General features: G+C 64.7%; 24 protein-coding genes. 12 read left to right on the plus strand and 12 right to left on the minus strand.

Features of this window, described 5'->3' with window-relative positions; translation table 11 throughout:
* Positions 1 to 40: 40 nt before the first annotated feature.
* Both RAD15_RS18110 and RAD15_RS18115 read left to right on the plus strand, forming a co-directional pair.
* Complete coding sequence (locus RAD15_RS18110) at positions 41 to 694, plus strand: tetratricopeptide repeat protein (RefSeq protein WP_458179499.1); 654 nt, start codon at positions 41 to 43, stop codon at positions 692 to 694.
* Positions 695 to 940: 246 nt separating this feature from the next.
* A complete protein-coding gene (locus RAD15_RS18115) occupies positions 941 to 1201 on the plus strand; it encodes a hypothetical protein (protein WP_458179500.1) in 261 nt (86 codons plus the stop codon).
* A gap of 12 nt (positions 1202 to 1213) precedes the next feature.
* Here the strand turns inward: RAD15_RS18115 and RAD15_RS18120 are convergent, their stop codons facing one another.
* Complete coding sequence (locus RAD15_RS18120; RefSeq protein WP_458179501.1) at positions 1214 to 1396, minus strand: hypothetical protein; 183 nt, start codon at positions 1394 to 1396, stop codon at positions 1214 to 1216.
* Between the two features lie 329 nt (positions 1397 to 1725).
* Here RAD15_RS18120 and RAD15_RS18125 point away from each other — a divergent pair, with 329 nt between their 5' ends.
* Positions 1726 to 2682, plus strand: a complete 957-nt coding sequence (locus RAD15_RS18125) for an alpha/beta fold hydrolase (protein ID WP_458179502.1) — start codon at positions 1726 to 1728, stop codon at positions 2680 to 2682.
* 118 nt (positions 2683 to 2800) lie between these two features.
* Here the strand turns inward: RAD15_RS18125 and cycA are convergent, their stop codons facing one another.
* Entirely contained in the window at positions 2801 to 3211 is a 411-nt protein-coding gene (gene cycA / locus RAD15_RS18130) for a cytochrome c-550 CycA (RefSeq protein ID WP_458179503.1), read from the minus strand.
* Between the two features lie 229 nt (positions 3212 to 3440).
* Between cycA and RAD15_RS18135 the strand changes: the two genes are divergently transcribed.
* On the plus strand, positions 3441 to 4934 hold the full coding sequence (locus RAD15_RS18135) for an FAD-linked oxidase C-terminal domain-containing protein (RefSeq protein ID WP_458179504.1): 1494 nt from the start codon (positions 3441 to 3443) through the stop codon (positions 4932 to 4934).
* 46 nt (positions 4935 to 4980) lie between these two features.
* Here the strand turns inward: RAD15_RS18135 and RAD15_RS18140 are convergent, their stop codons facing one another.
* On the minus strand, positions 4981 to 5304 hold the full coding sequence (locus RAD15_RS18140) for a putative quinol monooxygenase (RefSeq protein WP_458179505.1): 324 nt from the start codon (positions 5302 to 5304) through the stop codon (positions 4981 to 4983).
* Positions 5305 to 5539: 235 nt separating this feature from the next.
* Here RAD15_RS18140 and RAD15_RS18145 point away from each other — a divergent pair, with 235 nt between their 5' ends.
* The 4 genes from RAD15_RS18145 (at position 5540) to RAD15_RS18160 (ending at position 9956) form a co-directional block, all read left to right on the plus strand.
* Complete coding sequence (locus tag RAD15_RS18145; protein WP_458179506.1) at positions 5540 to 6778, plus strand: FAD-binding protein; 1239 nt, start codon at positions 5540 to 5542, stop codon at positions 6776 to 6778.
* Positions 6775 to 8097: a glycolate oxidase subunit GlcF gene (gene glcF, locus RAD15_RS18150; protein ID WP_458179507.1), complete on the plus strand. Its 1323-nt coding sequence runs from the start codon at positions 6775 to 6777 to the stop codon at positions 8095 to 8097. The genes RAD15_RS18145 and glcF overlap by 4 nt, the downstream gene beginning before the upstream one ends.
* Before the next feature lie 68 nt (positions 8098 to 8165).
* Positions 8166 to 8543, plus strand: a complete 378-nt coding sequence (locus RAD15_RS18155; protein ID WP_458179508.1) for a histone — start codon at positions 8166 to 8168, stop codon at positions 8541 to 8543.
* A 405-nt stretch (positions 8544 to 8948) separates the two neighbouring features.
* Complete coding sequence (locus tag RAD15_RS18160) at positions 8949 to 9956, plus strand: TorF family putative porin (RefSeq protein ID WP_458179509.1); 1008 nt, start codon at positions 8949 to 8951, stop codon at positions 9954 to 9956.
* Between the two features lie 237 nt (positions 9957 to 10193).
* On the opposite strand, the gene RAD15_RS18165 is transcribed toward RAD15_RS18160, so the two are convergent.
* On the minus strand, positions 10194 to 11957 hold the full coding sequence (locus RAD15_RS18165; RefSeq protein ID WP_458179510.1) for an ABC transporter ATP-binding protein/permease: 1764 nt from the start codon (positions 11955 to 11957) through the stop codon (positions 10194 to 10196).
* 313 nt (positions 11958 to 12270) lie between these two features.
* On the opposite strand from RAD15_RS18165, the gene RAD15_RS18170 reads away from it, so the two are divergent.
* Together RAD15_RS18170 and RAD15_RS18175 are read left to right on the plus strand one after the other, a co-directional pair.
* Positions 12271 to 13935 carry an L-lactate permease gene (locus RAD15_RS18170; RefSeq protein ID WP_458179511.1) on the plus strand — a complete coding sequence of 555 codons (1665 nt, stop codon included), beginning with the start codon at positions 12271 to 12273 and terminating at the stop codon, positions 13933 to 13935.
* Positions 13936 to 14074: 139 nt separating this feature from the next.
* Positions 14075 to 14473, plus strand: a complete 399-nt coding sequence (locus RAD15_RS18175) for an META domain-containing protein (RefSeq protein WP_458179512.1) — start codon at positions 14075 to 14077, stop codon at positions 14471 to 14473.
* 161 nt (positions 14474 to 14634) lie between these two features.
* Here the strand turns inward: RAD15_RS18175 and RAD15_RS18180 are convergent, their stop codons facing one another.
* The 3 genes from RAD15_RS18180 to RAD15_RS18190 form a co-directional block, all read right to left on the minus strand.
* Positions 14635 to 15846: a hypothetical protein gene (locus tag RAD15_RS18180; RefSeq protein WP_458179513.1), complete on the minus strand. Its 1212-nt coding sequence runs from the start codon at positions 15844 to 15846 to the stop codon at positions 14635 to 14637.
* Positions 15847 to 16045: 199 nt separating this feature from the next.
* Positions 16046 to 17677: a chaperonin GroEL gene (groL, locus tag RAD15_RS18185; protein ID WP_458179514.1), complete on the minus strand. Its 1632-nt coding sequence runs from the start codon at positions 17675 to 17677 to the stop codon at positions 16046 to 16048.
* Positions 17678 to 17835: 158 nt separating this feature from the next.
* Entirely contained in the window at positions 17836 to 18132 is a 297-nt protein-coding gene (locus RAD15_RS18190; protein WP_458179515.1) for a co-chaperone GroES, read from the minus strand.
* A gap of 316 nt (positions 18133 to 18448) precedes the next feature.
* Here RAD15_RS18190 and RAD15_RS18195 point away from each other — a divergent pair, with 316 nt between their 5' ends.
* Entirely contained in the window at positions 18449 to 18970 is a 522-nt protein-coding gene (locus RAD15_RS18195; protein ID WP_063687171.1) for a hypothetical protein, read from the plus strand.
* A gap of 184 nt (positions 18971 to 19154) precedes the next feature.
* Here the strand turns inward: RAD15_RS18195 and RAD15_RS18200 are convergent, their stop codons facing one another.
* Entirely contained in the window at positions 19155 to 19934 is a 780-nt protein-coding gene (locus RAD15_RS18200) for a protein phosphatase CheZ (protein ID WP_458179516.1), read from the minus strand.
* 315 nt (positions 19935 to 20249) lie between these two features.
* On the opposite strand from RAD15_RS18200, the gene RAD15_RS18205 reads away from it, so the two are divergent.
* On the plus strand, positions 20250 to 21062 hold the full coding sequence (locus tag RAD15_RS18205; RefSeq protein WP_458179517.1) for a L,D-transpeptidase family protein: 813 nt from the start codon (positions 20250 to 20252) through the stop codon (positions 21060 to 21062).
* A 110-nt stretch (positions 21063 to 21172) separates the two neighbouring features.
* On the opposite strand, the gene RAD15_RS18210 is transcribed toward RAD15_RS18205, so the two are convergent.
* The 4 genes from RAD15_RS18210 to hisG all read right to left on the minus strand — a co-directional run bounded on the left by RAD15_RS18210 (position 21173) and on the right by hisG (position 25089).
* Complete coding sequence (locus RAD15_RS18210) at positions 21173 to 21997, minus strand: DUF2076 domain-containing protein (protein ID WP_458179518.1); 825 nt, start codon at positions 21995 to 21997, stop codon at positions 21173 to 21175.
* 126 nt (positions 21998 to 22123) lie between these two features.
* Positions 22124 to 22969, minus strand: coding sequence for a ChbG/HpnK family deacetylase (locus RAD15_RS18215; protein ID WP_458179519.1), 846 nt, complete (start codon positions 22967 to 22969; stop codon positions 22124 to 22126).
* Positions 22966 to 24012: a glycosyltransferase family 2 protein gene (locus RAD15_RS18220; protein WP_458179520.1), complete on the minus strand. Its 1047-nt coding sequence runs from the start codon at positions 24010 to 24012 to the stop codon at positions 22966 to 22968. Before RAD15_RS18220 ends, RAD15_RS18215 begins: the two co-directional genes overlap by 4 nt.
* Positions 24013 to 24111: 99 nt before the next feature.
* Complete coding sequence (hisG, locus tag RAD15_RS18225; RefSeq protein ID WP_458179521.1) at positions 24112 to 25089, minus strand: ATP phosphoribosyltransferase; 978 nt, start codon at positions 25087 to 25089, stop codon at positions 24112 to 24114.
* Between the last annotated feature and the right edge of the window lie 3 nt (positions 25090 to 25092).

Here is a 25092-nt window from a genome sequence, read left to right on the forward strand (position 1 = left end):
TTGCTTTGCAAGGGCGGCTTTGCGCGTTTAGACTTTGACCATGGCAGTGAGATTCCCTTTCGCGCGTACCCTGTGTCTGGCCCTCGTGCTGGGAACGGTCGGCGTCGTGCCGGCCTTCGTCGCTCCCGCCCTGGCGCAGGTTGACCGGCAGGTCCCGCCCGGCAAGCCAAAGAAGCTCCCGGAAGCACCTGCCAAGCTGCCCAAGGTCGATCGCAGCAAGAATCTCGATTTCCTGTTCGGCGCGCTGAAGGCGGCGCCCGATGAGGCCAGCGCCAAGCATGTCGAGGCGCGGATCTGGGCGATCTGGATCCAGACCCCGAGCGACACGGCGGCGCTATTGATGGCGCGTGCCAAGACCGCCGTCGACGCGCAGAAGATCGAGATCGCGATCAAGCTGCTGGATTCCGTGATCAAGCTACGGCCCGATTACGTCGAGGCGTGGAACCGGCGCGCCACGCTCTATTACATGCAGAACGATTATGGCCGCTCGCTCGCCGACATCCGCGAGGTCCTGATCCGGGAGCCGCGCCATTTCGGCGCCCTCGCAGGGCTCGGCATGATCATGCAGGAGGTCGGCGACGAGAAGCGTGCGCTCGAGGCCTACCGCAAGGCGCTCGCCGTCAATCCGCACCTCGAGAAGATCCCCGACCAGGTCAAGACGCTGACCGAGAAGGTCGAAGGCCGCGACATCTAGCCTAACGCGCGATGAGATTTGGATGAATCGTCATCGCGCTTTAGGTTGTTGTAGACGCATGATCTTTCCGGAAAACCGCTTCGCACTTTGCGCTAACGCGGCCCTTCGGGTCCGGATCATGCTTTAGAACTTGACCATTTCTTGAGTGAATGCGGCGCCTTCGGATTAACCACGATCGGAGGCGCGGCGTCTTGAGGACTATTGTCGGCGCCACCACAGGCCTACCTGCATGGCAGGAGCACAGCCATGAAGCGATTGATCTTCGCAGGTGTACTGCTGTTGGCGTCGGGGACGGCGAGTCTCGCCGACGGTCTGTTCTGGGTGGTCGGCAACCGCGCCACCGGCAAATGCAATATCGTCACCAGCAATCCCGTGATCATCGGCGACATCTGGTTCGGTGACGGCCCCTACAAATCCAAGGCCGACGCCAAGCTTGCCCGTTCGACCATCCGCGCCTGTCCCGCCGTCGCCCCGGACGACGAAAAGGACGAGGACAGCACGAACTAGGCCGACAGCGTCCTAATGCAGGACGCTGCCGCCACGCTCAGCGAGACCTTGATCGGCCGCTGCGGCGTAGGCCTTTGCAAGCTCCGTCTCGAGATGCTCGTTGATCAGGAGCAGCGCGCGCACGGCGCCGCGCAGGTCGCCGTTGCAGCTTGCCACGATCTCGTCGATCGCAGTGTCATTGGATCTGAAGCTCATCGAAATTCTCCGGTTCAAATCAGGACAAATCCTGCCGGTCTTTCCTGCATCCCCTGGGATTGCGAGGAGGATCGGCGCCCACCCGCGTCCAAATGGCGGAACCGACCGTGGCGATTATATGGACGCCGCGATGACGACCGCATGAAGCTGGTCCGAGGCTTGCGTGTCATTGGGAATAACGTTGATTCCGTTGATGTTTTTGGATTGGAAATTATGCACATATCCACAGGCCCAGCATTTCCGGTGGAATTGCCGAAGCCGGCCGAGCGAAACTGCCACCTGCCAAACCCCGTAGCTGCGATGTGCCCTGGATTGCCCGGACAGTCTCCATGATCGTGATGTCAGTCGTGACGGCGCTGGTTCTGCTGGCGCTGGTCACGCAGGCCGGCATCATTGCCGTGCAACGCGCCTATCCACCGCAGGGCCGGATGATCGAAGTCGATGGCGCGACGCTTCACGTCGTCGATATCGGTCCGCGCGATACGGGCCTGCCGATCGTGATGCTGCACGGCGCGAGCTCCAATCTCGAAGCGATGCGCCGTCCGCTGGGCGATCTCCTCGCCGGCGAGCATCGCGTCATCCTGATCGACCGTCCCGGACATGGCTGGAGCACGCGCGCACGGCGGCAGGATTCGACGCCGCAGATTCAGGCGCGGATGATCGACGAGGCGCTTCGCAAGCTCGGGATCGATCGTGCGGTCTTTGTGGTGCACTCCTGGAGCGGGGCGCTCGGCGCGCGCCTTGCGCTCGATCATCCCGGCCGCGTCGCCGGGCTCGTCATGCTGGCGCCGGTTACCCATCCCTGGCGCGGCGGCGTCGGCCGCTACAACGAGATCATCGCAACGCCGGTGCTCGGCCCGCTGCTCGCCTACACCATCACGCTGCCGCTGGGGTATGTCCTCACTGAACCCGGTGCGCGCAACGTGTTCCTGCCGCAGATGATGCCCGACGGTTTCGTGCAGGACTCCGCGACGCCGCTGCTGCTGCGCCCGCGCGAGTTCATCGCCAATGCCTATGATCTGGTGACGCTGAAGGAGGCGGTGACCGCGCAGGTCGCGCGCTATGGCGAGATCAGGGCGCCGGTCACGATCATCGCCGGCGAGCCCGACAAGACGGTGAAGACCGACATCCACGCGCGCCCGTTCGCGGCGACCGTGCCGAATGCGAAGCTGATCGTGCTGCCAGATCTCGGCCACATGGTGCAGAACGCCGTGCCGGATCTCGTGAAGGCCGAGATCGAGACGATGATCGGAAAAATCGTCCCGGCGCAAGCGGCCGCCGATTAGCGCGTTTTCGAGCGAAGTGGATGCCGGTTCGCGCGAAGAAAACGCGTCAGAACAAAAAGCTACAGCTTCGGTTCCAATTCAATCGGAACCGAAGCTGTAGCGGCCGCCGATCGCGCGCCTACTGCTTGATCTTCCCGTCCTTGTCGAACTGCGAGATGAAGGTCCAGAGATTGTTGATCTCGGTCTCGTTCTTGATGCCGGCGAACGCCATCTTGGTGCCCGGGATCTTGGCCTTGGGATCCTTGATGTATTCCTTGAACGTGGCTTCGTCCCAGGTGATGCCGGAATTCTTGTTCGCATCCGAGTAGTTGTAGTCCGGAGCAGTGCCCGACTTGCGGCCGTTGAGACCGTTGAGCTCGGGGCCGACCTTGTTCTTGGCACCTTCGCCGATCGCGTGGCAGGCCAGGCACTTGTTGAACGACGTCTTGCCCGCGGCGGCGTCCTGCGCCATCGCTTTGGAAGATATGGCGGTGGACGCTGCGGCAGTCATGGCGAGGGCAACCAGCGCGCCGAAAGTCAGTTTTGTCATAAGGGTGCTCTTCGTCTCTTCCCGTGTCAGATGGAGGGTCGTGGTTTTGGCAGGTCCGGTGCAAGCGGACAAGCCGCGAAACCTTGACAGGTTTCCAGATAGCAGACTTGCCCCAGAGAGAACTTGCGCTGCAACAAAGCAATGCGACCTTCGGAGGACCTACCCAAAGACGGCAAGACATGATTGATTTACCGGGACAATTCCCTCCGTCGGACGAAGGCTTCGCAATATGGCCATCATGATGCCCGTAAGCGACCAGGCAGTACTGGCGCGTCGCAGCGAGATCGTCGCCGCATTGCGCGCAATCGTCTCCGGCGAAGGCGTGATCGACAGCGCCGCCGAGATGCGGGCCTACGAATCCGACGGGCTGACCGCCTATCGGCAGCCGCCGATGGTCGTGGTGCTGCCGGATACGACCGAGCAGGTCTCCCTCGTCCTGAAATATTGTGCAGAACAAGGTATCAAGGTGGTGCCGCGCGGCTCCGGCACCTCGCTATCAGGCGGTGCGCTGCCGCTCGAGGACGGCGTGCTGCTGGGCCTCGGCAAGTTCAAGCGCATCCGCGAGATCGATTTCGACAACCGCGTCGTCGTCACCGAGCCCGGAGTCACCAATCTGGCCATCAGCCAGGCGGTCGCGCATGCGGGCTTCTACTACGCGCCCGATCCGTCCTCGCAGATCGCCTGCTCGATCGGCGGCAATGTCGCGGAGAATTCCGGCGGCGTGCACTGCCTGAAATACGGCATGACCACCAACAACGTGCTCGGCTGCGAGATTGTCCTGATGAGCGGCGAGATCCTGCGCATCGGCGGCAAATCGGCGGAGAACCCGGGCTACGATTTGATGGGTGTGATCACCGGCTCGGAAGGCCTGCTCGGCGTCATCACCGAGATCACGGTGCGCATCCTGCAGAAGCCGGAGACGGCGCGCGCGCTGATGGTCGGCTTCGCAGAGGTCGAGGCCGCTGGCGAATGCGTGGCGCGCATCATCGGCGCCGGCATCATCCCCGGCGGCATGGAGATGATGGACAAGCCCGCGATCCACGCCGCGGAGGCCTTCGTTCACGCCGGCTATCCGCTCGATGTCGAAGCGCTGCTCATCATCGAGCTCGACGGTCCCAAGATCGAGGTCGACGAGCTGATCACGCGCGTCGAGACCATCGCAAGAGGCTGCGGCTCGGTGACGCTGCAGATCTCCAATTCGGAAGCCGAGCGCAATCTGTTCTGGGCGGGCCGGAAGGCGGCGTTCCCCGCGGTGGGCCGCATCTCGCCCGACTATCTCTGCATGGACGGCACGATCCCGCGCGGCGCGCTGCCGAAGGCGCTGGCGCGCATCCGCGAGCTCTCGGAAAAATACCAGCTCGGCTGCGCCAACGTGTTCCACGCCGGCGACGGCAATCTGCACCCGTTGATCCTCTACGATGCCAACAAGCCCGGCGAGATCGAGCGCGCCGAAGCCTTCGGCGCCGATATCCTGCGCGCCTGCGTCGAGTTCGGCGGCGTGCTCACCGGCGAGCACGGCGTCGGCATCGAGAAACGCGACTTGATGGGTGACATGTTCACCGAGATCGACCTCAACCAGCAGCAGCGCCTGAAATGCGCCTTCGACGCGCAGGGCCTGCTCAACCCCGGCAAGGTGTTTCCGACCCTGCACCGCTGCGCCGAGCTCGGCCGCATGCATGTGCATGCGGGCAAGGTGGCGTTTCCGGATTTGCCGCGGTTCTGAGGACCTTCTCCCCTTGTTGTGGGAGAGGGTGCCGAGCGAAGCTCGGCTACATCAGCGTATACTGCGCCCGCTCGCGTCTCGCCAGCAACGGCAGAGCCTCTCCTGCGATATGGCTCTTGAAGTGCGTGCTCTCCTGATGCGCCTTGAAGGCCGCCTCGTCGCGGAACAGCTCGTAGAACAGGAACTGGGCCGGATTGTCCTTGGCGCGGCTGATCAGAAACAGTTTTACGCCGGGCTCGTCCTGTGCTTTCGGCAGGAAGCCGCGCAGGATCTCGGCAACGCGGTCGGCCTCGCCGGGCTTTGCTTCCCATTGCGCAACGACCAGAAGCCCGCCGCCGCTGATCGCCTGATGGATGGTTTGTTGGTTCATCGCCTGCTCGTTCATGACGGAACTCCGTTGGAGAGAGGACCATTCGATCAGTAGCGAAAGTCGGGCTGAGATGGTTCGATGATGATCGAAGCACGGATGCGCCGCGGCGGGCTGCACAAGCCGGTGCTCGCGCCTGCGCCGCGGGGTGAATGAAGACAAGGGCCTCCGTGAGGATGGAGGATACGAGCCTTGGTCGAATTGATTTCCGACGCGAATTTCGCTACCGCCTTTTCCCGTGGATACGCTCAGGGTCAGAGACGCCAAAGACGTCGAAGAGGTGGTGCGCGCGGCGATTGCCAATGAGCAGCCGCTCGAGATCATCGGCCATGGCAGCAAGCGCGGCATCGGCCATGCCATGGCGACCAACGCCGTGCTCGACGTCTCCGCGCTCAATGCCGTCACCTCCTATGAACCCAACGAGCTGATCGTCACGCTCCAGACCGGCGCACCGCTGGCCGACGTGCTGTCGCTGATCGATGCCAAGAACCAGCAATTCGCCTTCGAGCCGATGAACACGGCACCGCTGCTCGGCACGTCCGTCTCAGGCACCATCGGCGGCATGATCGCGGCCGGGCTCGCCGGCCCGCGGCGCATCAGGGCGGGCGGGGCGCGCGATCACCTGCTCGGCGCGCACGCCGTCTCCGGTTTCGGCGACAGCTTCAAGACCGGCGGCAAGGTGGTGAAGAACGTCACCGGCTACGACCTCTGCAAGCTGCTGGCGGGGTCCTGGGGCACGCTGTCGGTCATGACCGAGGTCACGCTCAAGGTGATGCCGAAGCCGGAAGCCGAGCGGACGCTGCTGTTGCGCGGGCTTGACGATGCCGCCGCCAACAAGGCGATGACCGCGGCGCTCGGCTCGCCCTTCGACGTCTCCGGTGCCGCGCACCTGCCGAAATCGGCGTTCCGGGCCAAGACCGAAGGGCTCGGCGATGTCGCCGGCCAGGGCGAGGCACTGACCGTGCTGCGGCTCGAAGGGATCACCGCCTCCGCCGCGCATCGCGCCGGCTCGCTGCGGGAATTGCTGGCGCCGTTCGGAACCGCGACCCTGGTCGAGGACATGGCGTCCGCGGCGCTGTGGGCCACGATCCGCGATGTCCTGCCGTTCGCGGCCGGCGGCGCGCTGGGAGCCTGGCCGGTGTGGCGGATCGTCTGTCCGCCGGCGTCAGGCGCGGCGCTTGGGACCCAATTGGCGCGCGAGACCGGTGGCGACGTGCTCTACGATTGGGGCGGCGGACTGATCTGGGCAGCGCTGCCGCCGAAGTCGGACGCGCATGCGCCGGTTGTACGCGAACGTACGAATGCGGTCGGCGGGCACGCCACGCTGATCCGGGCGGCCGAGGACGTCAGGCACATGGTCGATGTGTTCCACCCGCAAGCCCCCGGCATCGCCGCCCTGAGCGAGCGGGTGCGCGCCAGCTTCGATCCGAAGACCATTCTCAACCGGGGACGCTTGAGGCGGGGCGCTGTGGCATGAAGACCGAATTCTCACTCGCCCAGCTCGCCAATCCGGATATCGCGGAAGCCGACAAGATCCTGCGTGCCTGCGTCCATTGCGGCTTCTGCACCGCAACTTGCCCGACCTACGTGCTGCTCGGCGACGAGCTCGATAGTCCGCGCGGCCGGATCTATCTGATCAAGGAGATGCTGGAGAAGGACCAGACGCCGACGGCCGAGGTGGTCAAGCATGTCGACCGCTGCCTGTCGTGCCTGTCCTGCATGACGACGTGCCCCTCGGGGGTCAATTACATGCACCTCGTCGACCAGGCCCGCGTCAGGATCGAGCAGCGTTACGAGCGGCCGCTGGCCGAGCGGCTGCTGCGTCAGGTGCTGGCCTTCGTCCTGCCGGACCCGCAGCGTTTTCGCTTGAGCATGGTGCTGGCGCGCTTGGCCCGCCCGCTTGCCGTGTTCCTGCCGACTCCGCGGCCCTCGGCCACGCCCGGCCTGATCCAGCGCCTCAAGGCGATGCTTGCGCTGGCTCCGAACCGTCTGCCGCCGCCCGGTCCACTCCCGGGCAGCGTGTTCGCGGCGCTCGGCAAGAAGCGCGGCCGGGTCGCGCTGCTCCAGGGCTGTGCCCAGCAGGTGCTGGCGCCGCGCATCAACCAGGCGGCCATCAGTCTGCTCACCCGCCATGGCATCGAGGTTGTCCTGGTCCGGGACGAGCAGTGCTGCGGCGCGCTCACCCATCACCTCGGCAACGACCAGGATGCCTTGGCGCGGGCTCGCGCCAATGTCACGGCGTGGCAGAAAGAGGCTGCAGGCGAGGGGCTCGACGCCATCCTGGTGACGGCGTCCGGCTGCGGCACCGTGATCAAGGACTACGGCTATCTGCTGCGTGAGGACGCTGCGTTCGCAGCCGATGCGGCGAAGGTGTCCGCGCTCGCCAAGGACATCACCGAATACGTCGCCGGTCTCGGATTGGAGCAAGTCGAACGGCAAGACAACATCGTCGTCGCCTATCACTCCGCGTGTTCGTTGCAGCACGGGCAGAAAATCACGGGCCTTCCGAAAGAATTGCTTTCCAAGAATGGATTCGTGGTGAAAGATGTCCCTGAGAGCCATTTGTGTTGCGGCTCGGCGGGGACCTACAACATTCTCCAGCCCGAGCTTGCGGGCCGGTTGCGCGATCGCAAGGTCGCCAACATCGCAAGCGTCAAGCCGGACATGATTGCCGCGGGCAATATCGGCTGCATGGTGCAGATTGCCAGTGGCACGTCAGTTCCGGTCGTACACACGATTGAGCTTCTCGATTGGGCTACGGGCGGATCGCGGCCGGCACTCCACACGTCGAGCTGAGCTTTCGTCCGGAGGTGACGGCTGAAGCGCCCGATCGACCATTGTTCGGCGGCAACAGGAGGACCACGATGGCGAAAGCGAAGAAGAAAAAAAGCAAGAAGGCCAAAAAGGCCAAGAAGGTCGTAGCGGCGAAGAAGGCGACGAAGAAGAAGGCAGCCAAGAAGTCCGCGAAGAAGTCTGCCAAGAAGTCAGCGAAGAAATCGGCCAAGAAGGCCGCCCCGAAGAAGGCTGCCAAGAAGACAGCCAAGAAGACAGCCAAGAAGGCTGCACCGAAGAAGGCCGCCAAGAAGGCTGCGAAGAAAGCGGCACCGAAGAAGGCGAAGGCAGCTCCCGCGCCGAAGCCGTCGGCGCCGGCAGCAGCTCCGGCTCCCGAGCCGGCCACCGAGACAAGCTGGGCGATGCCTTCGTCTTCTGCGGAAGCGGCACCGGCCGAAGGGCAAGGTTAGGACAAGGGCAAGGTCCAACCCCGCGCCCATGATCGACAACAGGAAGGCCGCAGCCACGAAGCTGCGGCCTTTTTGCATCGCCGCGACGGCTTCCGGAGGCCATCATTTCCGGGGGGAGCCTGATTCGTAGCGCGAACAGCACGGTACCGCCGGGCTCCGTACTAACCCGGGGTCTCCGGTGCACTCTGGAGTGCAAATAATGTGATCGAGAAGACACACAGGCTGACAACCTTTCGTGAAAGCGTCAAAACGCCCAAAAAGTCGGCAGATGCCCGCGCTTTTTGCTTCACGGTTCACGTCCGCCAATCCAAATTGCCGCAGTTACGAATTTTGCAGTCAGGTCGGATGCCCCGGGGGGCCTCTGGGAATCCGACTGGGGTCTAAGAACTGGTGATGGGGATCGAAATGAAAAAAGTGGCTTTGTTGGCAACGGCGCTGGCAATGGTGACGACGGGTTCGGCTTTCGCGGCGGACATGGCGGTGAAGGCCAAAAAGGCCCCGCCGGTGGTTGCTTTCGATCCCTGGGATATCGCCTTCGGCGGCGCGCTCGTCAGCGACTACATCTTCCGCGGCGTCACCCAGTCGAACCATCAGCCTTCGGTCGCCGCCTATTTCGAGCCGCGCTACAACGTCACCAAGGACCTCCAGCTCTACGTCGGCGTGTCCGCGGAGAGCATCTCCTTCGCCAATCGCGCCGCTGCTGAAGTCGACATCTACGGCGGTATTCGCCCGACCTTCGGCGCCTTCGCCTTCGACATCGGCGTCTGGGGCTACCTGTATCCGGGCGGAAGCTGCGCCGACAATTTCCTCACCGGCGGCGTTCCCGGCGGCAACGTCTGCCCCGTCAGCACGACCACGATCTTCCTTGCCGACGGCAACGTCATGAAGAAGGACGTCAGCTTCTTCGAAGTCTACGGCAAGATGAACTACACCATCAACGACAACTGGGCGGTCGGCGTGAACGAGTACTACTCGCCGAACTTCCTGAATTCGGGTGCCTGGGGCAACTACGCTTCGTTGACCGCCAAGTACACGGCTCCCAGCACGGTCTTCGGCCCGTCCGGCGTCGGCATGTACGTGTCGGGTGAGTTCGGCCGTCAGTGGTTCGGCACCTCGGATGCCTTCTACGGCACCGGCGTCGGCACCGTTTTCGCCAACGGCATCCCGTACAAGGACTACAACACCTGGAACATCGGCATCGGCTTCACCTACAAGGTGTTCACGCTGGACCTGCGTTACTCCGACACCGACCTGAACAAGGGTGATTGCAACGCCTTCACCAGCGCCTTCAACGCCACCGGCACCACCAACGTCACCCCGATCAACCCGGGCGGCGCCGGATCGAACTGGTGCGGCGCGGCCGGTATTGCCAAGCTGTCGTTCGACCTGACGGCGATGAGCAACCTGAAGTAAGTTTCGTCCCGAAACGACTTGGCGAGGGCGGCAGGGCAACCTGCCGCCCTTTTGCTTTGGGCTGACAGGGGCTGTGGTTTGCTTCGGCGCGATGTGTACGGGTTAGCGCTCGATGTCGCCTCATCGTCATGGCCGGGCCTGACCCGGCCATCCACGTATTAGCTCCGAGGCAGGAAAGACGTGGATGCCCGGGTTAAGCCCGGGCATGACGAGTTCGCGGAGGCGCCCGCTGCCGCCTCAGCGCGCCGCGCTCGGCTCCTTCTCGGCTGGCGCTCCGCCCTTGCCGAGGACGTGGATCTTGCCCTCCTTCGCCAGCGCCACCTTGCGGGTGTGGAAGACGTCGAGCGTCGAGCGGTGGCCGATCGAGACGATGGTGGCCTGCGGCAGCTTCTCTGCCAGCAGCCGGTACAGCCGGGCCTCGGACGGCTCGTCGAGCGAGGCGGTGGCCTCGTCCAGGAACAGATAGTCGGGCGCGTGCAGCAGCGCGCGGGCGAGCCCCAGACGCTGCTGCTCGCCGAGCGACAGCATCCGGTTCCAGTGACCGTCCTCCTCGAGCCGCTCGGCGAGGTCGGGCAGGCCAACGGCGGTCACCGCATCGCGAATTTGCGCAGTCTCGAATGCGCCCGGCGCAGCCGGATAGACCACGGCATCGCGCAGCACGCCCACCGGGAAATAAGGGCGCTGTGGCAGCATCATCAGCTTCGCCTTCTCGGGCACGACGATGGCGCCGGTGCCGAAAGGCCAGATGCCTGCGATGGCGCGAAACAGCGTCGATTTGCCGGAGCCCGACGGCCCGGTGACGAGCACGCGCTCCGTGGCCTGGATCGCAAAGCCATCGGCCGCCACGAGCGGCACCCCATTGGGGAGATACACGCAGAGCTTCTGGAGGTCGACATTGCGGCTGCCGCCCGCCGCCTCGAGCATGATCGTCGCCTCATGCGCCGGCAAGTTTGCCGCGGTATCGACCGCCATCTCGAAGCCATCGAGACGAGCGACAATCGAGCGCCATTCCGCGATAGATCGATAGGCCGTGACGAAAAAGGACAGCGCATCCTGCACCTGGCCAAAGGCCGAGCCGGTCTGCATCATGTCGCCGAGCTGGATGCTCTTGGCGAAGTAGGCGGGCGCCACCACCACATAGGGGAAGATCGTTGCAGCCTGACCGTAGCTCGCCGTGAAGGCGGTCAGGCGCTTGGTCCGGCTCATGATCGCATACCAGTTGCCGATGACGTAGCCGAAGCGCTGCAGGAGATGACCTCGCTCCGCGCTCTCTCCTTTCAAGAGTGCAATTTGCTCGGAATTCTCGCGCACGCGCAGCAGGTTGAAGCGGAAGTCGGCCTCGTAGCGCTGTTTCTCGAAATAGAGATTGATGAGCGGTGCGCCGATCCAGTGCGTCAGTGCTGTACCCAGGAGCGCGTAGGCAAGCGCACACCACACCAGAAAGCCGGGGATGACGATATCGGTGCCGTAAATGTGCAGGGGCGCCTTGTTGGACAGACCCCAGAGGATGACGATGAACGACGCCAGGGTCACGATCGACGACAACAGACCGAGGCCGAGCACAAGCGTTTGCTCGACGAAGTTCGTGACGTCCTCAGTGATGCGCTGGTCCGGGTTATCGGCGGCGTCGCCCTTCAGCTGCATGCGGTAATGCGTGGCGCCGTCGAGCCATTCGCCGAGATAGTGTTGCGTCATCCATCGCCGCCAGCGGATCTGCAGCCACTGGTTCAGGTAAAGCTTGTAGACGGCCAGCGCGACGTAGGTGAAGGCAAGGCCGAGGAAGATCCAGACCTGCACGACAAACTCATTCAGGTCGTAGGCCTGAAGTGCGCTGTAGAACCGGTTCTGCCACTGATTGAGCAGCACATTGATCGCGACCAGCGTTAGCTCCATGGCGATGACGACGCCGAGCAGGCCGCGGCCGGCCCATTTGTCCTCGGACCGGAAATAGGGCATGGCGATTCGCCAGACGGTCGCGAGCGTGGCGCTGATGTTCTTCACAGAGCTGGGTCTCCTGAGGGGATGTGCATAACGGCCCGGCGCCAAAGGGCTGAGCCAATGGCGGAAATGGGCGCGCTTAGACTAAAGTCGCAAGTTCTGCAATTTGCGTTGGCTTGTCGCAGCTTGCAACCCTAGCATGGGCCTCGACGGCGCGGGCTAGGGGGCTCCGGGATTTCGCGAGGTTGTGAGCGGACGGGAACCGCCGCATTCGCGAGGAATTCGCTTCCAACTCGGGGGTTATCGCTTCCAGCGTCAAGCAGGATCGGCTCTCCACGCGGGTCGCCTGCCGCAACATGCGTGGGGGAGGAAGACCATGTGGAATCAAATCTATGATCCGTTGCACAGCCCCGTGCTGTCGACGATCGCGGCGGCAATCCCTGTCGTCACGCTGCTGGTCCTGATCGCGAGTGGGCGCGTTCAGGCGCATATCGCGGCGGTCATCGCCGTGATCGTGACCAATTTGATCACGATCTTCGTCTTCACCATGCCGGCGAACATGTCGATCCGCGCCTCGGTGCTGGGCATCGTGACCGGCTTCTTTCCGATCGGCTGGATCGTTCTCAACGTCATCTTCCTCTACCAGGTGACGGTGGCCACCGGACGCTTCGAACTCCTGAAGCGTGCGGTGGGCGGCGTCACCGAGGACCGGCGGCTGCAATTGCTGCTGATCGCGTTCTCCTTCGGCGCCTTCTTCGAGGGCGCCTCGGGCTTCGGCACCCCGGTCGCGATCACCGGCGCCGTGCTGATCGGCCTCGGCTTCTCGCCGCTCGCGGCATCAGGCTTGTCGCTGATCGCCAACACCGCGCCGGTCGCCTATGGCGCGCTGGGCACGCCGATCCAGGGCCTCGCCTCGGTCACCGGGCTCGATCCCTACATCCTCGGTGCGATGGTCGGCCGGCAATTGCCGTTCTTCTCGCTTATCGTGCCGTTCTGGGTGGTGTGGGCATTCGCGGGCTGGAAGGGCATGAAGGACGTCTGGCCGGCGATCCTGGTCACCGGCGTGTCGTTTGCGATCCCGCAATTCGTGATCTCGAACTTCATCAACCCCTGGATCGTGGACATCGGCGCGTCGCTGATCTCGATGGGCGCGCTGATCCTGTTCCTGAAGGTCTGGCAGCCCAGGCAGCTCTGGCTGTCGCCGGCGCTGCGCGGCCGCGATGAATCGGCAGCCACCATGGCGGCGGCAAAACCGCTCGACAAGACGCCGTTGACGCAGAGCGAACTGTTCAGCGCGCTGCTGCCGTGGATCATCGTCTGCATCGTGATGCTGGTCTGGGGCAACGGCGCCTTCAAGAGCTGGGCGAATTCGATCTTCGTCTGGAACTACCCGATTCCCGAGCTGCACCAGATGATCAACAAGATGCCGCCGGTCGCGCCAGGGCCGACGAAAGAGAGCGCGGTGTTCGGCTTCACCTATCTCTCGTTCACCGGCACCGGCATGCTGATTGCCGCGATCATCTCCGGCTTCCTGATGGGCGTCGGTCCCGGCAAGCTCGCGACCGAATACGGCCGCACCATCCGGCTCTGCGCGATCTCGCTGATCACGATCTCGGCGATGCTCGCGATCGGCACGCTGACACGCCTCTCCGGCGTCGACGCGACGCTTGGTCTGGCGTTTGCCGCAACCGGCGTGCTCTATCCCTTCTTCGGCACGCTGCTCGGCTGGCTGGGCGTGGCGCTGACGGGATCGGACACCGCCTCCAACGTGCTGTTCGGAAACCTGCAGAAGATCACCTCCGAGCAGCTCGGCCTGTCGCCGGTCCTGATGGCGGCGGCGAACTCGTCCGGCGGCGTGATGGGCAAGATGATCGATGCGCAGTCGATCGTGGTCGCCTCCACCGCCACCAACTGGTACGGCCACGAGGGCACCATCCTGCGCTTCGTGTTCTGGCACTCGATCGTGCTGGCGTGCCTAGTCGGCGTGCTCGTGACGTTGCAGGCCTATGTCTGGCCGTTCACGGCAATGGTCCTGAAGTAGCAGGCCAACTCCGGCCCCGAATGCAAATCCCCGCGAGGTTCCGCCCCGCGGGGATTTTTGCATTGACGTTGCGCGAACCTTCTCAATGGCGCCGCCGTCTTATAGAAGGTGCGGCAAATCAGGTCGGTCGAGAGGTTTCATGGTTTCGCTCAGGCGGTTGGTGTGTGCGGCGGTTGCAATGCTCGCGACGTCCACGCTCGCGCGTGCCGAGGACGGTTTCCCGTTCGGCACCGAGATGACGCTGGAGGCGCTGCCGCAGCCCGGCTCGAAGCGGATTCCGAACATCGAGATCGGCGACAATGGCGAGGTTGTGCTGGAGCTCTGGTGCAAGGGCGGCAAGGGCCAGTTCTCGGTCGCCGGCAACACCGTGATCTTCGTGCCCGGCCAGATCCAGGATCGTTCCTGCCCGCCGGCCAGGGCCCAGGCCGACGACGACCTCGTCGCGGCCCTCGGCAGCGTCGAGACCTGGAAGCGCCAGGGCGACGTGCTGACGCTTCTCGGCCCCAAGCCGCTGCGCTTTCGCACGACGGGGAATTAGTGCCGCAGCACTAATTGCGTGTCCCGGACGCGCTGCAACGCGTAGCGTTGCTGCGCAGAGCCGGGACCCAGTATTCTATCGACGACTTCGCTCGTAGCCTCTGGGCCCCCGGCTCTGCAGCGCGTCACTGACGTGCTGCGCTGCGTCCGGAGCACGAGAGCCTATTTCCACACCGACTTGTCGGCATCCCAGCGCTGGCCCTTCAGCTCCTTGGCGAGGGCCTCGACCGAACCGTTGTCGTCGGGCTGCTCGCCTTCCTCGTCGGCAGAGGTGTCGTCCGAGAGTTTGAGCTTGGCGCCGCTGCTCTCGTCAGTGGTCGTGGTCGCGGGGCTGCCGATCCAGAGCATGAGCTTGTCGGTGGTGCCCGGTCTGTCGGGCGAGACGAGGCCCGCGACCTCGATCGTGTCGGTGAGATCGAGCGCGGGGAAATCCTGGTTCGGCCGCTTGAAGACCAGCTTGAGCTTGCCGGTGGCCGGGTTGAAGCTCTGCGCCACCGGCTTTGCCGCGAGCGTCCTGCTCAGCACGCCGGCGACCGCGGTCGCGAGCTTGTCGCGATTGAGCTTGTCGCCGTCGCGCCAGTCGGCGGCGGGAATGCGGATGGTGCGGTCCATCTCGGTCATGCCCGCCGTCCAGCCCGCGGCCGTGACGCCGGGCATCGCCTTGAATTTTGCCAGCAGCGCGCCGGCGCGCTCCGGATCGACCGACATGTTGATGGTCTGCTCGCCGGCGCGCAGCGCGTCGCAGCCGACGTTGAGGCTCGCCAGCGTCACCTCGACCTCCTGGCCCTTCAGGCTCTTCAGGAACTCGGTCGCCGCATCCAGCTTGACCTTGACCGCGATGGCTTCCGGCGAGACGTCGGTGAAGTCCTTCGGCTGCGGCGTGATGCCGTCGTCGGAGGTCTGGTTATCCAGAAACTCCTTCTCGCTGAGATCGGAATTGTCGGGCGAGGTGACCTCGGTCACCGCCTGGCCGATGGCGATCTGGCCGCGGAATTCGAAACTGTCTCCGGCCTGCTTGCGCAGCAGCTTGACGGTGACGGGCGACTTCTCGCCGAGGCTCTGCGTCGAGCCGGTCAGCGTCTGGCCCGCGACCTGGAGATTGACGACGAAGCGGTCCTTGCGCTCGGAATTCCTGGCGACGGGATAGCAGACGTCGAGCACGGCTGCCGTGACCGTCTTGCCCTGCCGCGTCTCCTTCAGGATGACGTCGGCATTGCCGTCCATCAGGCCGTCGATCGAGGTGAAATAGCGCGTCTCCGTGCCGCCGGGCGCCGTGGCCTTCGGCGACAGCTTCATCTGGGCGGAGGCGACCTCGGGCGCAACCGCAAGCAGGGCCGCCAATAACACTGTCGGGCAAACCAGAAGCGCGCGCATCGACGAAATCCTCAGGCAACGGGCATGATCCGGAAAAGTGTGAAGCGGTTTTCCGGGAGGATCATGCCCAAACAACTAGAATCGGCGCCACCGTAATGGGTTTTGGCCGCCGGTTGAATCGGAAAGCGGAGCCCATCGTCGGCAAAAAAGAAGGCCGCCCGGAGGCGGCCTTCGCAACACTGTAATGCAAAAGATGGACTTAGAAGCCGCCCATGCCGCCGCCGGCGGGCATCGCGGGCGGGGCGTCCTTCTTCGGCGTCTCGGCGACCATGGCCTCGGTGGTCACCAGCAGGCCGGCCACGGAGGCGGCGTCCTGGAGCGCGGTGCGCACCACCTTGGCGGGATCGATGATGCCCTTCTCGACCATGTCGACATAGTCCTCGTTCTGGGCGTCGAAGCCGAAGGTCTCGGACTTGTTCTCCAGGATCTTGCCGACCACGATCGAGCCTTCCACGCCGGCGTTCTCGGAGATCTGGCGGATCGGGGCTTCCAGCGCCTTCAGCACGATGTTGATGCCGGCCTGCACGTCGGCATTGGCGTTGGTGAGACGGCCCACCGCCTTCTTGGCGCGGAGCAGCGCGACGCCGCCGCCGGGGACGATGCCTTCCTGCACCGCGGCGCGGGTGGCGTTGAGCGCGTCCTCGACGCGGTCCTTCTTCTCCTTGACCTCGATCTCGGTGGCGCCGCCGACGCGGATCACCGCGACGCCGCCGGCCAGCTTGGCGAGCCGCTCCTGGAGCTTCTCACGGTCGTAGTCCGAGGTGGTTTCCTCGATCTGGGCCTTGATCTGGCCGACGCGGGCCTCGATCTCCGGCTTCTTGCCGGCGCCCTTGACGATCGTGGTGTTCTCCTTGTCGATCACCACCTTGCCGGCGCGTCCCAGCATCTTCACAGTGACGTTCTCGAGCTTCATGCCGAGGTCCTCGGAGATCAGCTGGCCGCCGGTGAGGATCGCGAGGTCCTCGAGCATGGCCTTGCGGCGGTCGCCGAAGCCCGGCGCCTTGACGGCGGCAACCTTCAGGCCGCCGCGCAGGCGGTTGACGACCAGGGTGGCCAGGGCCTCGCCCTCGACGTCCTCGGCGATGATGACGAGCGGCTTGCCCGACTGCACCACGGCTTCCAGCACCGGCAGCATGGCCTGCAGGCCGGAGAGCTTCTTCTCGTGCAGGAGGATGTAGGCGTCCTCGAGCTCGGCGGTCATCTTCTCGGGGTTGGTGACGAAGTAGGGGCTGAGATAGCCGCGGTCGAACTTCATGCCCTCGACGATGTCGACTTCGGTATCGAGCGACTTGTTCTCCTCGACGGTGATGACGCCCTCGTTGCCGACTTTCTGCATCGCCTGCGCGATCATCTTGCCGATGGCGGCATCGCCGTTGGCCGAGATGGTGCCGACCTGGGCGACCTCGGAGGAGGCGGCGACGGGCTTGGCGCGCTTCTCGATGTCCTTGATGACGGCCGCAACGGCAGAGTCGATGCCGCGCTTGAGGTCCATCGGGTTCATGCCGGCGGCAACCGCCTTGGCGCCTTCGCGCACGATGGCCTGGGCCAGTACGGTCGCGGTGGTGGTGCCGTCGCCGGCGAGGTCGTTGGTCTTGGAGGCGACCTCACGGACCATCTGGGCGCCCATGTTCTCGAACTTGTCCTCGAGCTCGATCTCCTTGGCGACGGTGACGCCGTCCTTGGTGATGCGGGGCGCGCCGAAGCTCTTCTCGATGACGACGTTGCGGCCCTTCGGGCCGAGCGTCACCTTGACGGCGTTGGCGAGAATGTCGACGCCGCGCAGCATGCGATCGCGCGCGTCTCCGGAAAACTTGACGTCTTTGGCAGCCATTTCTGCAATCCCTCGTGTTTCGTGGTGTGTGTTGTTTCGTGCTGTGTCTTGCCGCTTGCTCGTCGCGGCGCGGGGCTGGCGACGAGTCCGGCGGAATGATGGATGCCCGGATCGTGCGATCCGGGCATGACATTCAGCGTCCGTTCAGGCTGATGGCCTTAGGCCAGCACGCCCATGATGTCCGACTCCTTCATGATCAGGAGCTCTTCGTTGTCGATCTTGACCTCGGTGCCCGACCATTTGCCGAACAGCACGCGGTCGCCGGCCTTGAGGTCGATCGGGATCAGCTTGCCGGCCTCGTCGCGGCCGCCGGGGCCGACGGCGACGACCTCGCCCTGGGACGGCTTTTCCTTGGCGGTGTCCGGAATGATGATGCCGCCCTTGGTCTTTTCCTCGGCGTCGATACGTTTGACCACGACACGGTCATGCAGCGGACGAAATTTGGATTTAGCCATGACGTTTCCCTTTGGAGGCTCGCTTCGGAAGTAGTGGAAGTGGGTGGGGCGGCGCTTCCGTCCAACCTCTTCGGCGAGGATCGAACGGCGCGCTTAGCAATCGGCCTTTCCGAGTGCTAATAGTGGGCCCGGAAATATGGCTTGGCTGCGATCCTGTCAAGCAAAGGTGGTTAAGCGATTGGTGAGGCGGATATAGGATGGTGGCATTGGAAACTTGTTCGGGGCGCCGGCGTGTCAAAGGACGTCATTGCTCCGGCAGCGGTTTTGCGCTTGGCTGCGGGAGGGGTGCGGCCATGGTCTTGTTCGGGGGAATGCCATGATCAGTTCAGCTCACGCGCGCACGGTCGCCAATCTGGCGGCGGCCTCTTGCCTGGCGCTGCTGCTCGGCGCCTGCGGCGGCGGTATGAGCCTGCCGTCTTTCTCGTCATCCTCACCGCCGCCCGAGGCCGAGCCCGGCACCGGTCCGGAAATGCCAGCGACCATTCGCGCCGACGAGATCGTCGGCCGTTGGGGTCTCGCCTCGTTCCAGAACCCGGCCGACCGCGCCCGCACCGAGGCTGCCGCGAGGGCCCAGTGCAAGAATCCCTACGTGATCACCGCCGGCTCGTCCGGCGGCGTGATCATGCATCTGGCCGACCAGGCAACGCCCCAGGAGCTGCGGCTGAAGGGTTCGCCCAGCGGCAAGAACTACATCGGGCCGGCGGGTCCCACCCCCGGCGAGCAGGACCGCGAGATCGTATCCTTCGACGGCCGCGTCCTGATCACCCGCTTCATCGACAAGGACGCCGCCACCCGCTACGGCAACATGGTCTACGTCCGCTGCGCGCCCAGGGCGTGATTTCTTCTCCGTCATTCCGGGGCGGTCCGCAGGACCGAACCCGGAATCTCGGGATTCTCAGGTGCGCAATTGCGCACCAGAGTTCGGTCCTGCGGACCGCCCCGGAATGACGGACTGAGACAGATCCCAAACAAAAAAACGCCGGCTTGCGCCGGCGTTTTGTTTTTCTCTCTGCCTTGTCCGCTCAGTCGAACAGCGCGTCGATGTCGTCCTGCGAGGCGTGACCGACGTCGCCGGCGAGCTTCGGGCCGTTGAGGAGCTTTTCGTCCTCGCTGCGCTGATCGACCGGTGCCGGCACATGCGACTTGATCGCGTCGACGCCGCCCCAGATCTCCATCATCGCATTGATGTGCTGCTCGATGAACTTCATCGTGGTCATGACCTTGCTGATGCGCTGGCCGGTCAGGTCCTGGAAGTTACAGGCTTCGAAGATCGAGATGACGCGTTCCTGGATGTCGTCGGCGAGCCGCTTCTGCTGGTCGACCGAGTCCACCTTGGACATCGCGCTCGCCGCCTGGTCGATCGACTCGGCGGCTTCGAGGATCTGCTGGGTCGCCTGCTCGGTACCGCCGACGACCGCGCCGAGCTCGCCATTGACCTTGGCCATTTCGCCGCCGTCGAAGCTCTTGCCGTGCAGCGTCGCGATCTCGCGCTTGGTGCGGTCGATGGCGTCATGGATGAGGTCGAGCTCGACCTTCAGCTTCTCGCACTGCTCGATCTGCGCCCGGTAGGTATCGAGCATGGTGCGCGCTTCGGAAAGTTCGTGGGCCGTGGAGGCGTCGATCGCCGCCATGGCTGCGCTGCCGGACAAGGGCACCGCGCCCTTCGCCATCTGTGCGCGGATCGCACGCAGCTCGGCCATGATCTCGCTATGCATCGGCATTGCCTCTTCGGTTACGTCGAGAATCGGCATCTCGCCACTAACGATGTCCTCGACGCGAAAACGTTTGCGGTGAACAGCCATCAGATACTCCCCCACCTCACTCACGCGTCTTTGTAGGCAGAAGCGATTTAACACGAAGTTCACGGCAGGAACTGTTGTTCGCGCCATGCGCGACACCGCGCAAAGAAGCGATTAACCATGAGCGTTCGGCATTCACCGAAAATAAACGCTGATCGCCAAATTGCCCCTCGCCTGACGACGTGGTGAATCCAAACGCCCGATCCGTTTACCAAACAAAACGGCTTTTGCTCTTTATTGACCACGTCGAGGGGCGCGGATCAGCCATCAGCTCTCCACGACCCGTGTGATCTAGACGAAACAGTACAGAGTACGTCGATGTTCAAGAAAATGTCTGTCGCGCTGCTCGGCAGCGCTTGCACCTTCATTGCCGGCGCGAACAGCGCCGCGGCCTTTGACAATACGGTGCCGAATGATCCGCCTGCGGTGCTCTACCAGCCGCGGGTGCCGCCGGCGCCGGTGCGCGTTGCCTCCAATGCGAACATGGGCGGCGGCTTCATCGAGTTCCTGTTCGGCGACGGTCCCGGCCGCGGTCCGGCCTACGCGCCCGAGCGGCCGGTGTATCAGCAGCAGCCCGGCTATTACGACCAGCGCCGCCTGCCGCCGATGGGCGAGCCGCAAATGCAGGGTGGATATCAGCAAGGCGCGCTTCAGCAGGAGGCGGTCGACCCGCGGCAGCGTCAATTCGATCCGAGATTCGAGAAACAATCCGTTGACTATAGCGGCAACGAAAGTGCGGGCACGATCGTGGTCGATACCCCGAACAAGTTCCTCTATCTGGTCGAGGGCAACGGCAGGGCGATGCGTTACGGCATCGGCGTCGGGCGTCCCGGCTTCACCTGGTCCGGCGTGAAGTCGATCACGGCCAAGCGCGAATGGCCGGACTGGACGCCGCCTGCGGAAATGATCGCGCGCCGCCCCGATCTGCCCCGGCACATGGAAGGCGGTCCGGAAAATCCGCTTGGCGCCCGCGCGATGTATCTGGGCTCCACGCTCTACCGCATCCACGGCTCCAACGAGCCCTGGACCATCGGCACCAACGTCTCCTCCGGCTGCATCCGCATGCGCAACGAGGACGTCATCGACCTCTACGGCCGCGTCAATGTCGGCACCAAGGTCGTGGTGATGTGATCCCTCTTTACCCTCTCCCACAACGGGAGAAGGGGCTCCGAGCAAGGAGTCGAAATGAAAACGGCCGCCTCGTGGGCGGCCGTTCTTGTTCGTAACACGACACAGCAGCCTCACGCGTAATCGCTGCCGCCATCATCTCCGCCGCCGAAATCGCTGTCGTCGGCGATGTCCGTGTCGCCGTTGTCGCGATCGTCGTCGTAGTTCTGATCGTTGTTGTCCCGATCGTTGTTCGCCTGATCGGAGAAGCTCTGGCGGGACTCCCTGTTCGAGCCGATATCGTTGAGGCCGGCGTCGCGCGCGAGCGAGCCGCCGGACTGGTCGCTGCCGCCCCAAGGGCTTCCACCAGCGCTGCGATCACCCAGAGAATTGGTGTCGCCGAAGGCCTGCTGGTGCGATCCGCCCATCATGCCGCGGATGCTGGAGAGCAGCAGCGAGCCGCCGACCACGCCGGCCGCGGCCGCCGCGGCCGTGCCGAGGAACGAGCCGCCGCCACCGCCGACCGGCGGTGCGCCGTAGCCCTGACCTGGAGCCTGACCATAAGGCTGTCCATAGGGCGGCTGGCCGTAACCCGGCTGGGTCTGCTGCATGGCCTGTCCGCTGTTCCATACCGGCCGCGCGTCGCGCGGCGGCACGTTCGGAACCGAGCCGCGCGAGGGGCTTCCACCGAACAGCGTGTCGCGCATGGTATCCAGGAAGCCGCCGGACTGCGCCTGCTCGGGCGCATGGGCCGCTTCCAGCTCCTGGATACGGTTATGAGCGCGCTTCAGCGCCTCGTCCTGCAGCAGCGTGGTCTGGACCAGCGCATAGACCGCACCGGGCGCCTTGCGCAGCCCGTCGGAGATCGCGGCGATCGCGTCGGGATCGCGCTGTGCATTTTCCAGCTTTGAAAGCCGGTCGAAAAGGTCGTCGACGAGCTGGCGTTCCTGCGGCGTCATGATCAGTCTCCCTCGCGCAAAACAAGCGCGAGGCAGATGTAGGGTTCCAATGTGGCCCCAACAGTGGCGGCCGGATTAAATTTCGGTATGCGACAAGCTGCCTCGGAAGGTCCGCTTTCGCGGGTTTCATCCCAAGGTCACGCCGCTGTCCGCCAGCAGCCTCGCGAAAGCGTCGCTTGCGAGATAGGCGTGTTCGCGTTCCCTGACATCCGTCATCGGATCGAGGCCGGCGAGGACGTCGTCGACGAAGCCGGGGTGGCACATCACGAGACCGCCGTCCGGCAGGCCTTCGAGGAACTGCCGCATCAACTCGCCGAAGGCGGCCCCCCGCGTGAAGTCATAGGCGCCGGCGAAGCCGGGATTGAAGCTGAGGCCGGCGGCGCCGGCGCGGCGGCGGAATTGCGCGCTGAGAAGATCGAGCACCAGGGCTTTTGGTGAGGCCAGCCGTTGCCGGAGCGGCAGGTCGCGGCCGCCCTGGCGCACCCAGGCTTTCGGGGCGGCCTCGACGACGGCATCGACGAAGCCGTCGCGCACCTGCGGATAGAGCTGCACATGCTGATGGCCGTCGACGAAGTCCGGCGCGCGCCCGAACGCCTCCGCGAACGCCGCCAGCTGCGCCTTCACCTCGTTGCGAAAGAATTCGCGGTCGAGCCGCCGCAAGACAGCCGCGCGCAAGAGCTTCGGAAACGGCATGAACATGTCACCGTCGAGGGGGCGAAAATGCATGGTGAGCGGCCGGAACGGCGCCGACAGCGTCACGTGCAATCCGATCGCGCAGCGCGGGCTCACTTTTGCCGAAGTCTGAAGCGCCTCGATCTCGCCGCGCGCGACCGCGGGGCCGACCATCATCACCGAAGTCGCGTTGAGACGGCCGCGTTCGATCAGGTCGCGGATGGCGCGGTTGACGCCCAGGCTGATGCCGTAATCGTCGGCGCAGAGCCAGATTCGCCGCAGGCTCGCGGCCGCGCTCATTCGGCCGCCGTCCTCTTCGAGGCGTCGTCGGCGTTCTCGGTCTCGGAGCGCTTTTCGCTGTGCTCGGCGACGAAGTAGATCGGGCGCGCCTTCAGCTCGGAGAGGATCTTGCCGATATATTCGCCGACGATGCCGATCATGATGAGCTGCACGCCGCCGATGGTCATCAGGCCGACCACGAGCGAGGGATAGCCGGGCACCTGCTTGCCTGTCGTGAACACCTCCCAGAGGATGGAGAGGCCGAACAGGAAGGCGATGCCGGCGAGCACCACGCCGAGCAGGCTGGCGAAGCGCAGCGGTGCCACCGAGAACGAGGTCAGGCCCTCAATCGACAGGCCGAGCAGGCGCGCGGCGTTGAAGGTGGTGACGCCATGGGCGCGCGCCGCCGGTTCGTAATCGACGCGGATCTGGCGGAAGCCGATCCAGCTTGCGAGGCCCTTGAAGAAGCGGTTGCGCTCCGGCAGCTGCCTGAGCGCTGTGACCGCGCGCGGCGACAGCAGGCGGAAGTCGCCGGCGTCTTCCGGAATCTTCTGGCGGGCGCCCCAGTTGATCAGCGCGTAGAAGCCGTGCACGGCGAGCCGGCGCAGGAAGGTCTCGTTGTCGCGATGTGCCTTGGCGGTATAGACGACGTCGTAGCCGTCATCGATCCAGTGCCGCACCAGTTGCTCGACGAGCGCCGGCGGATGCTGGCCGTCGCCGTCCATGAACATCACGGCGCCGAGCCGGGCATGGTCGAGGCCGGCCATCAGCGCCGCCTCCTTGCCGAAATTGCGCGACAGCGATACCACCTGGACGTCGATGGCATCGGCCGGCAGCGAGCGGGCGATCGACAGTGTCGCGTCCGCGCTGCCGTCGTCGACATAGACGACCTCGCAACCGAGCCGATAGCGCTCTCGCAAGGTCCTTGCGAGGTCGCAGATCCGCTGATGCAGGGCGGCAAGGCCCGCCGCCTCGTTGTAGACGGGGACGACAATCGACAGTCCCTTCGCCGCGGCGTTCGTCGCGGTGGTCGTCAGGCCGGAAACGTCAGAGCCCAGCGTCATCGATCAAGGTTCCAGAGGCGTTCGATTCTTCTCAACAGCATATGGTAGCTGCCGTTTGCTGTCGCTACGCTGAACGGAGCTGCTCAACATACTTTGGGCTCACCGCCGCAGGAACGCCTCGAGCTTGGCGAACAGCGGGTTCTCCCGGTCGAACACGTAGTCGAGCGAAACCACCGAGACGGTCTCGGCGCCGTGCTCGCGCAGGAAGCTCGCGAGCGCGTAGAGCTGCCCTGGCGGGCAGTGCAGCGTGAGCATGCCCGACGAGGTCGGTCCGCCGAACGGGGCCTCGACGCCGAACCGGCTGTGGGCCTCGCCGAGCAGGGCGGCGTCGCACTGCCGGAAGCGGGTACGGACCTCGCGGTACTTGTTGGCCCGCGCCCTTGCTGCGATGTGATCGAGGATAACGCGCGCGGTCTCCCGCGCCTGCGGTGTCCAGTCGGCATCCCTGGAGGCGACCAGATTGGCCTGGCTGCGCAGCATCACGCCGTCGTCGAGCACCCGCAAGCCGTTGGCGGCGAGCGTCGCGCCCGTCGTGGTGATGTCGACGATCAGCTCGGCGGCGCCGGCCGCCGGCGCGCCTTCGGTCGCCCCGGCACTTTCGACGATGCGGTAATCGGTGATGCCGTGGGTCTGGAAGAACGCGCGGGTGAGGTTGATGAACTTGGTCGCGACCCGCATCCGCATGTGGTGCTGCTCGCGGAAGCCGGTGGTGACGTCGTCGAGGTCGGCCATGGTGCGGACGTCGATCCAGGCCTGCGGTACCGCGACGACGACGTCGGCATAGCCGAAGCCGAGACCCTCGATCAGCGACACGCGCTTGTCGGCGTCCGCAATGTTCTCGCGCACCAGGTCTTCACCGGTGACACCGAGATGCGCGAAGCCGCGCGACAATTGCGAGGCGATCTCGCTGGCCGAGAGATAGGCGACCTCGACATTGTCGAGGCCGGCGATGATGCCGCGATAGTCGCGGGCGCCGCCGGCCTTCGACAGCTTGAGCCCGGCGCGGGCGAAGAAGGCTTCGGTGTTTTCCTGCAGGCGGCCCTTGGAAGGAACGGCCAGAACGAATGGCGCGCTCATGAC

Source organism: Bradyrhizobium sp. 14AA, from assembly GCF_054185205.1.

Excerpts from the sequence above, each read along its gene's own strand:
- RAD15_RS18195 (WP_063687171.1), top strand. The coding sequence starts at position 18,449 with ATGATCAGTTCAGCTCACGCGCGCACGGTCGCCAATCTGGCGGCGGCC.
- RAD15_RS18125 (WP_458179502.1), top strand. The coding sequence starts at position 1,726 with ATGATCGTGATGTCAGTCGTGACGGCGCTGGTTCTGCTGGCGCTGGTC.
- RAD15_RS18110 (WP_458179499.1), top strand. The coding sequence starts at position 41 with ATGGCAGTGAGATTCCCTTTCGCGCGTACCCTGTGTCTGGCCCTCGTG.
- hisG (WP_458179521.1), bottom strand. The coding sequence starts at position 25,089 with ATGAGCGCGCCATTCGTTCTGGCCGTTCCTTCCAAGGGCCGCCTGCAG.
- glcF (WP_458179507.1), top strand. The coding sequence starts at position 6,775 with ATGAAGACCGAATTCTCACTCGCCCAGCTCGCCAATCCGGATATCGCG.
- RAD15_RS18155 (WP_458179508.1), top strand. The coding sequence starts at position 8,166 with ATGGCGAAAGCGAAGAAGAAAAAAAGCAAGAAGGCCAAAAAGGCCAAG.
- RAD15_RS18205 (WP_458179517.1), top strand. The coding sequence starts at position 20,250 with ATGTTCAAGAAAATGTCTGTCGCGCTGCTCGGCAGCGCTTGCACCTTC.
- RAD15_RS18135 (WP_458179504.1), top strand. The coding sequence starts at position 3,441 with ATGGCCATCATGATGCCCGTAAGCGACCAGGCAGTACTGGCGCGTCGC.
- RAD15_RS18160 (WP_458179509.1), top strand. The coding sequence starts at position 8,949 with ATGAAAAAAGTGGCTTTGTTGGCAACGGCGCTGGCAATGGTGACGACG.
- RAD15_RS18180 (WP_458179513.1), bottom strand. The coding sequence starts at position 15,846 with ATGCGCGCGCTTCTGGTTTGCCCGACAGTGTTATTGGCGGCCCTGCTT.
- RAD15_RS18220 (WP_458179520.1), bottom strand. The coding sequence starts at position 24,012 with ATGACGCTGGGCTCTGACGTTTCCGGCCTGACGACCACCGCGACGAAC.
- RAD15_RS18170 (WP_458179511.1), top strand. The coding sequence starts at position 12,271 with ATGTGGAATCAAATCTATGATCCGTTGCACAGCCCCGTGCTGTCGACG.
- RAD15_RS18140 (WP_458179505.1), bottom strand. The coding sequence starts at position 5,304 with ATGAACCAACAAACCATCCATCAGGCGATCAGCGGCGGCGGGCTTCTG.
- RAD15_RS18210 (WP_458179518.1), bottom strand. The coding sequence starts at position 21,997 with ATGACGCCGCAGGAACGCCAGCTCGTCGACGACCTTTTCGACCGGCTT.
- cycA (WP_458179503.1), bottom strand. The coding sequence starts at position 3,211 with ATGACAAAACTGACTTTCGGCGCGCTGGTTGCCCTCGCCATGACTGCC.
- RAD15_RS18120 (WP_458179501.1), bottom strand. The coding sequence starts at position 1,396 with ATGAGCTTCAGATCCAATGACACTGCGATCGACGAGATCGTGGCAAGC.
- RAD15_RS18175 (WP_458179512.1), top strand. The coding sequence starts at position 14,075 with ATGGTTTCGCTCAGGCGGTTGGTGTGTGCGGCGGTTGCAATGCTCGCG.
- RAD15_RS18115 (WP_458179500.1), top strand. The coding sequence starts at position 941 with ATGAAGCGATTGATCTTCGCAGGTGTACTGCTGTTGGCGTCGGGGACG.
- RAD15_RS18215 (WP_458179519.1), bottom strand. The coding sequence starts at position 22,969 with ATGAGCGCGGCCGCGAGCCTGCGGCGAATCTGGCTCTGCGCCGACGAT.
- groL (WP_458179514.1), bottom strand. The coding sequence starts at position 17,677 with ATGGCTGCCAAAGACGTCAAGTTTTCCGGAGACGCGCGCGATCGCATG.
- RAD15_RS18200 (WP_458179516.1), bottom strand. The coding sequence starts at position 19,934 with ATGGCTGTTCACCGCAAACGTTTTCGCGTCGAGGACATCGTTAGTGGC.
- RAD15_RS18190 (WP_458179515.1), bottom strand. The coding sequence starts at position 18,132 with ATGGCTAAATCCAAATTTCGTCCGCTGCATGACCGTGTCGTGGTCAAA.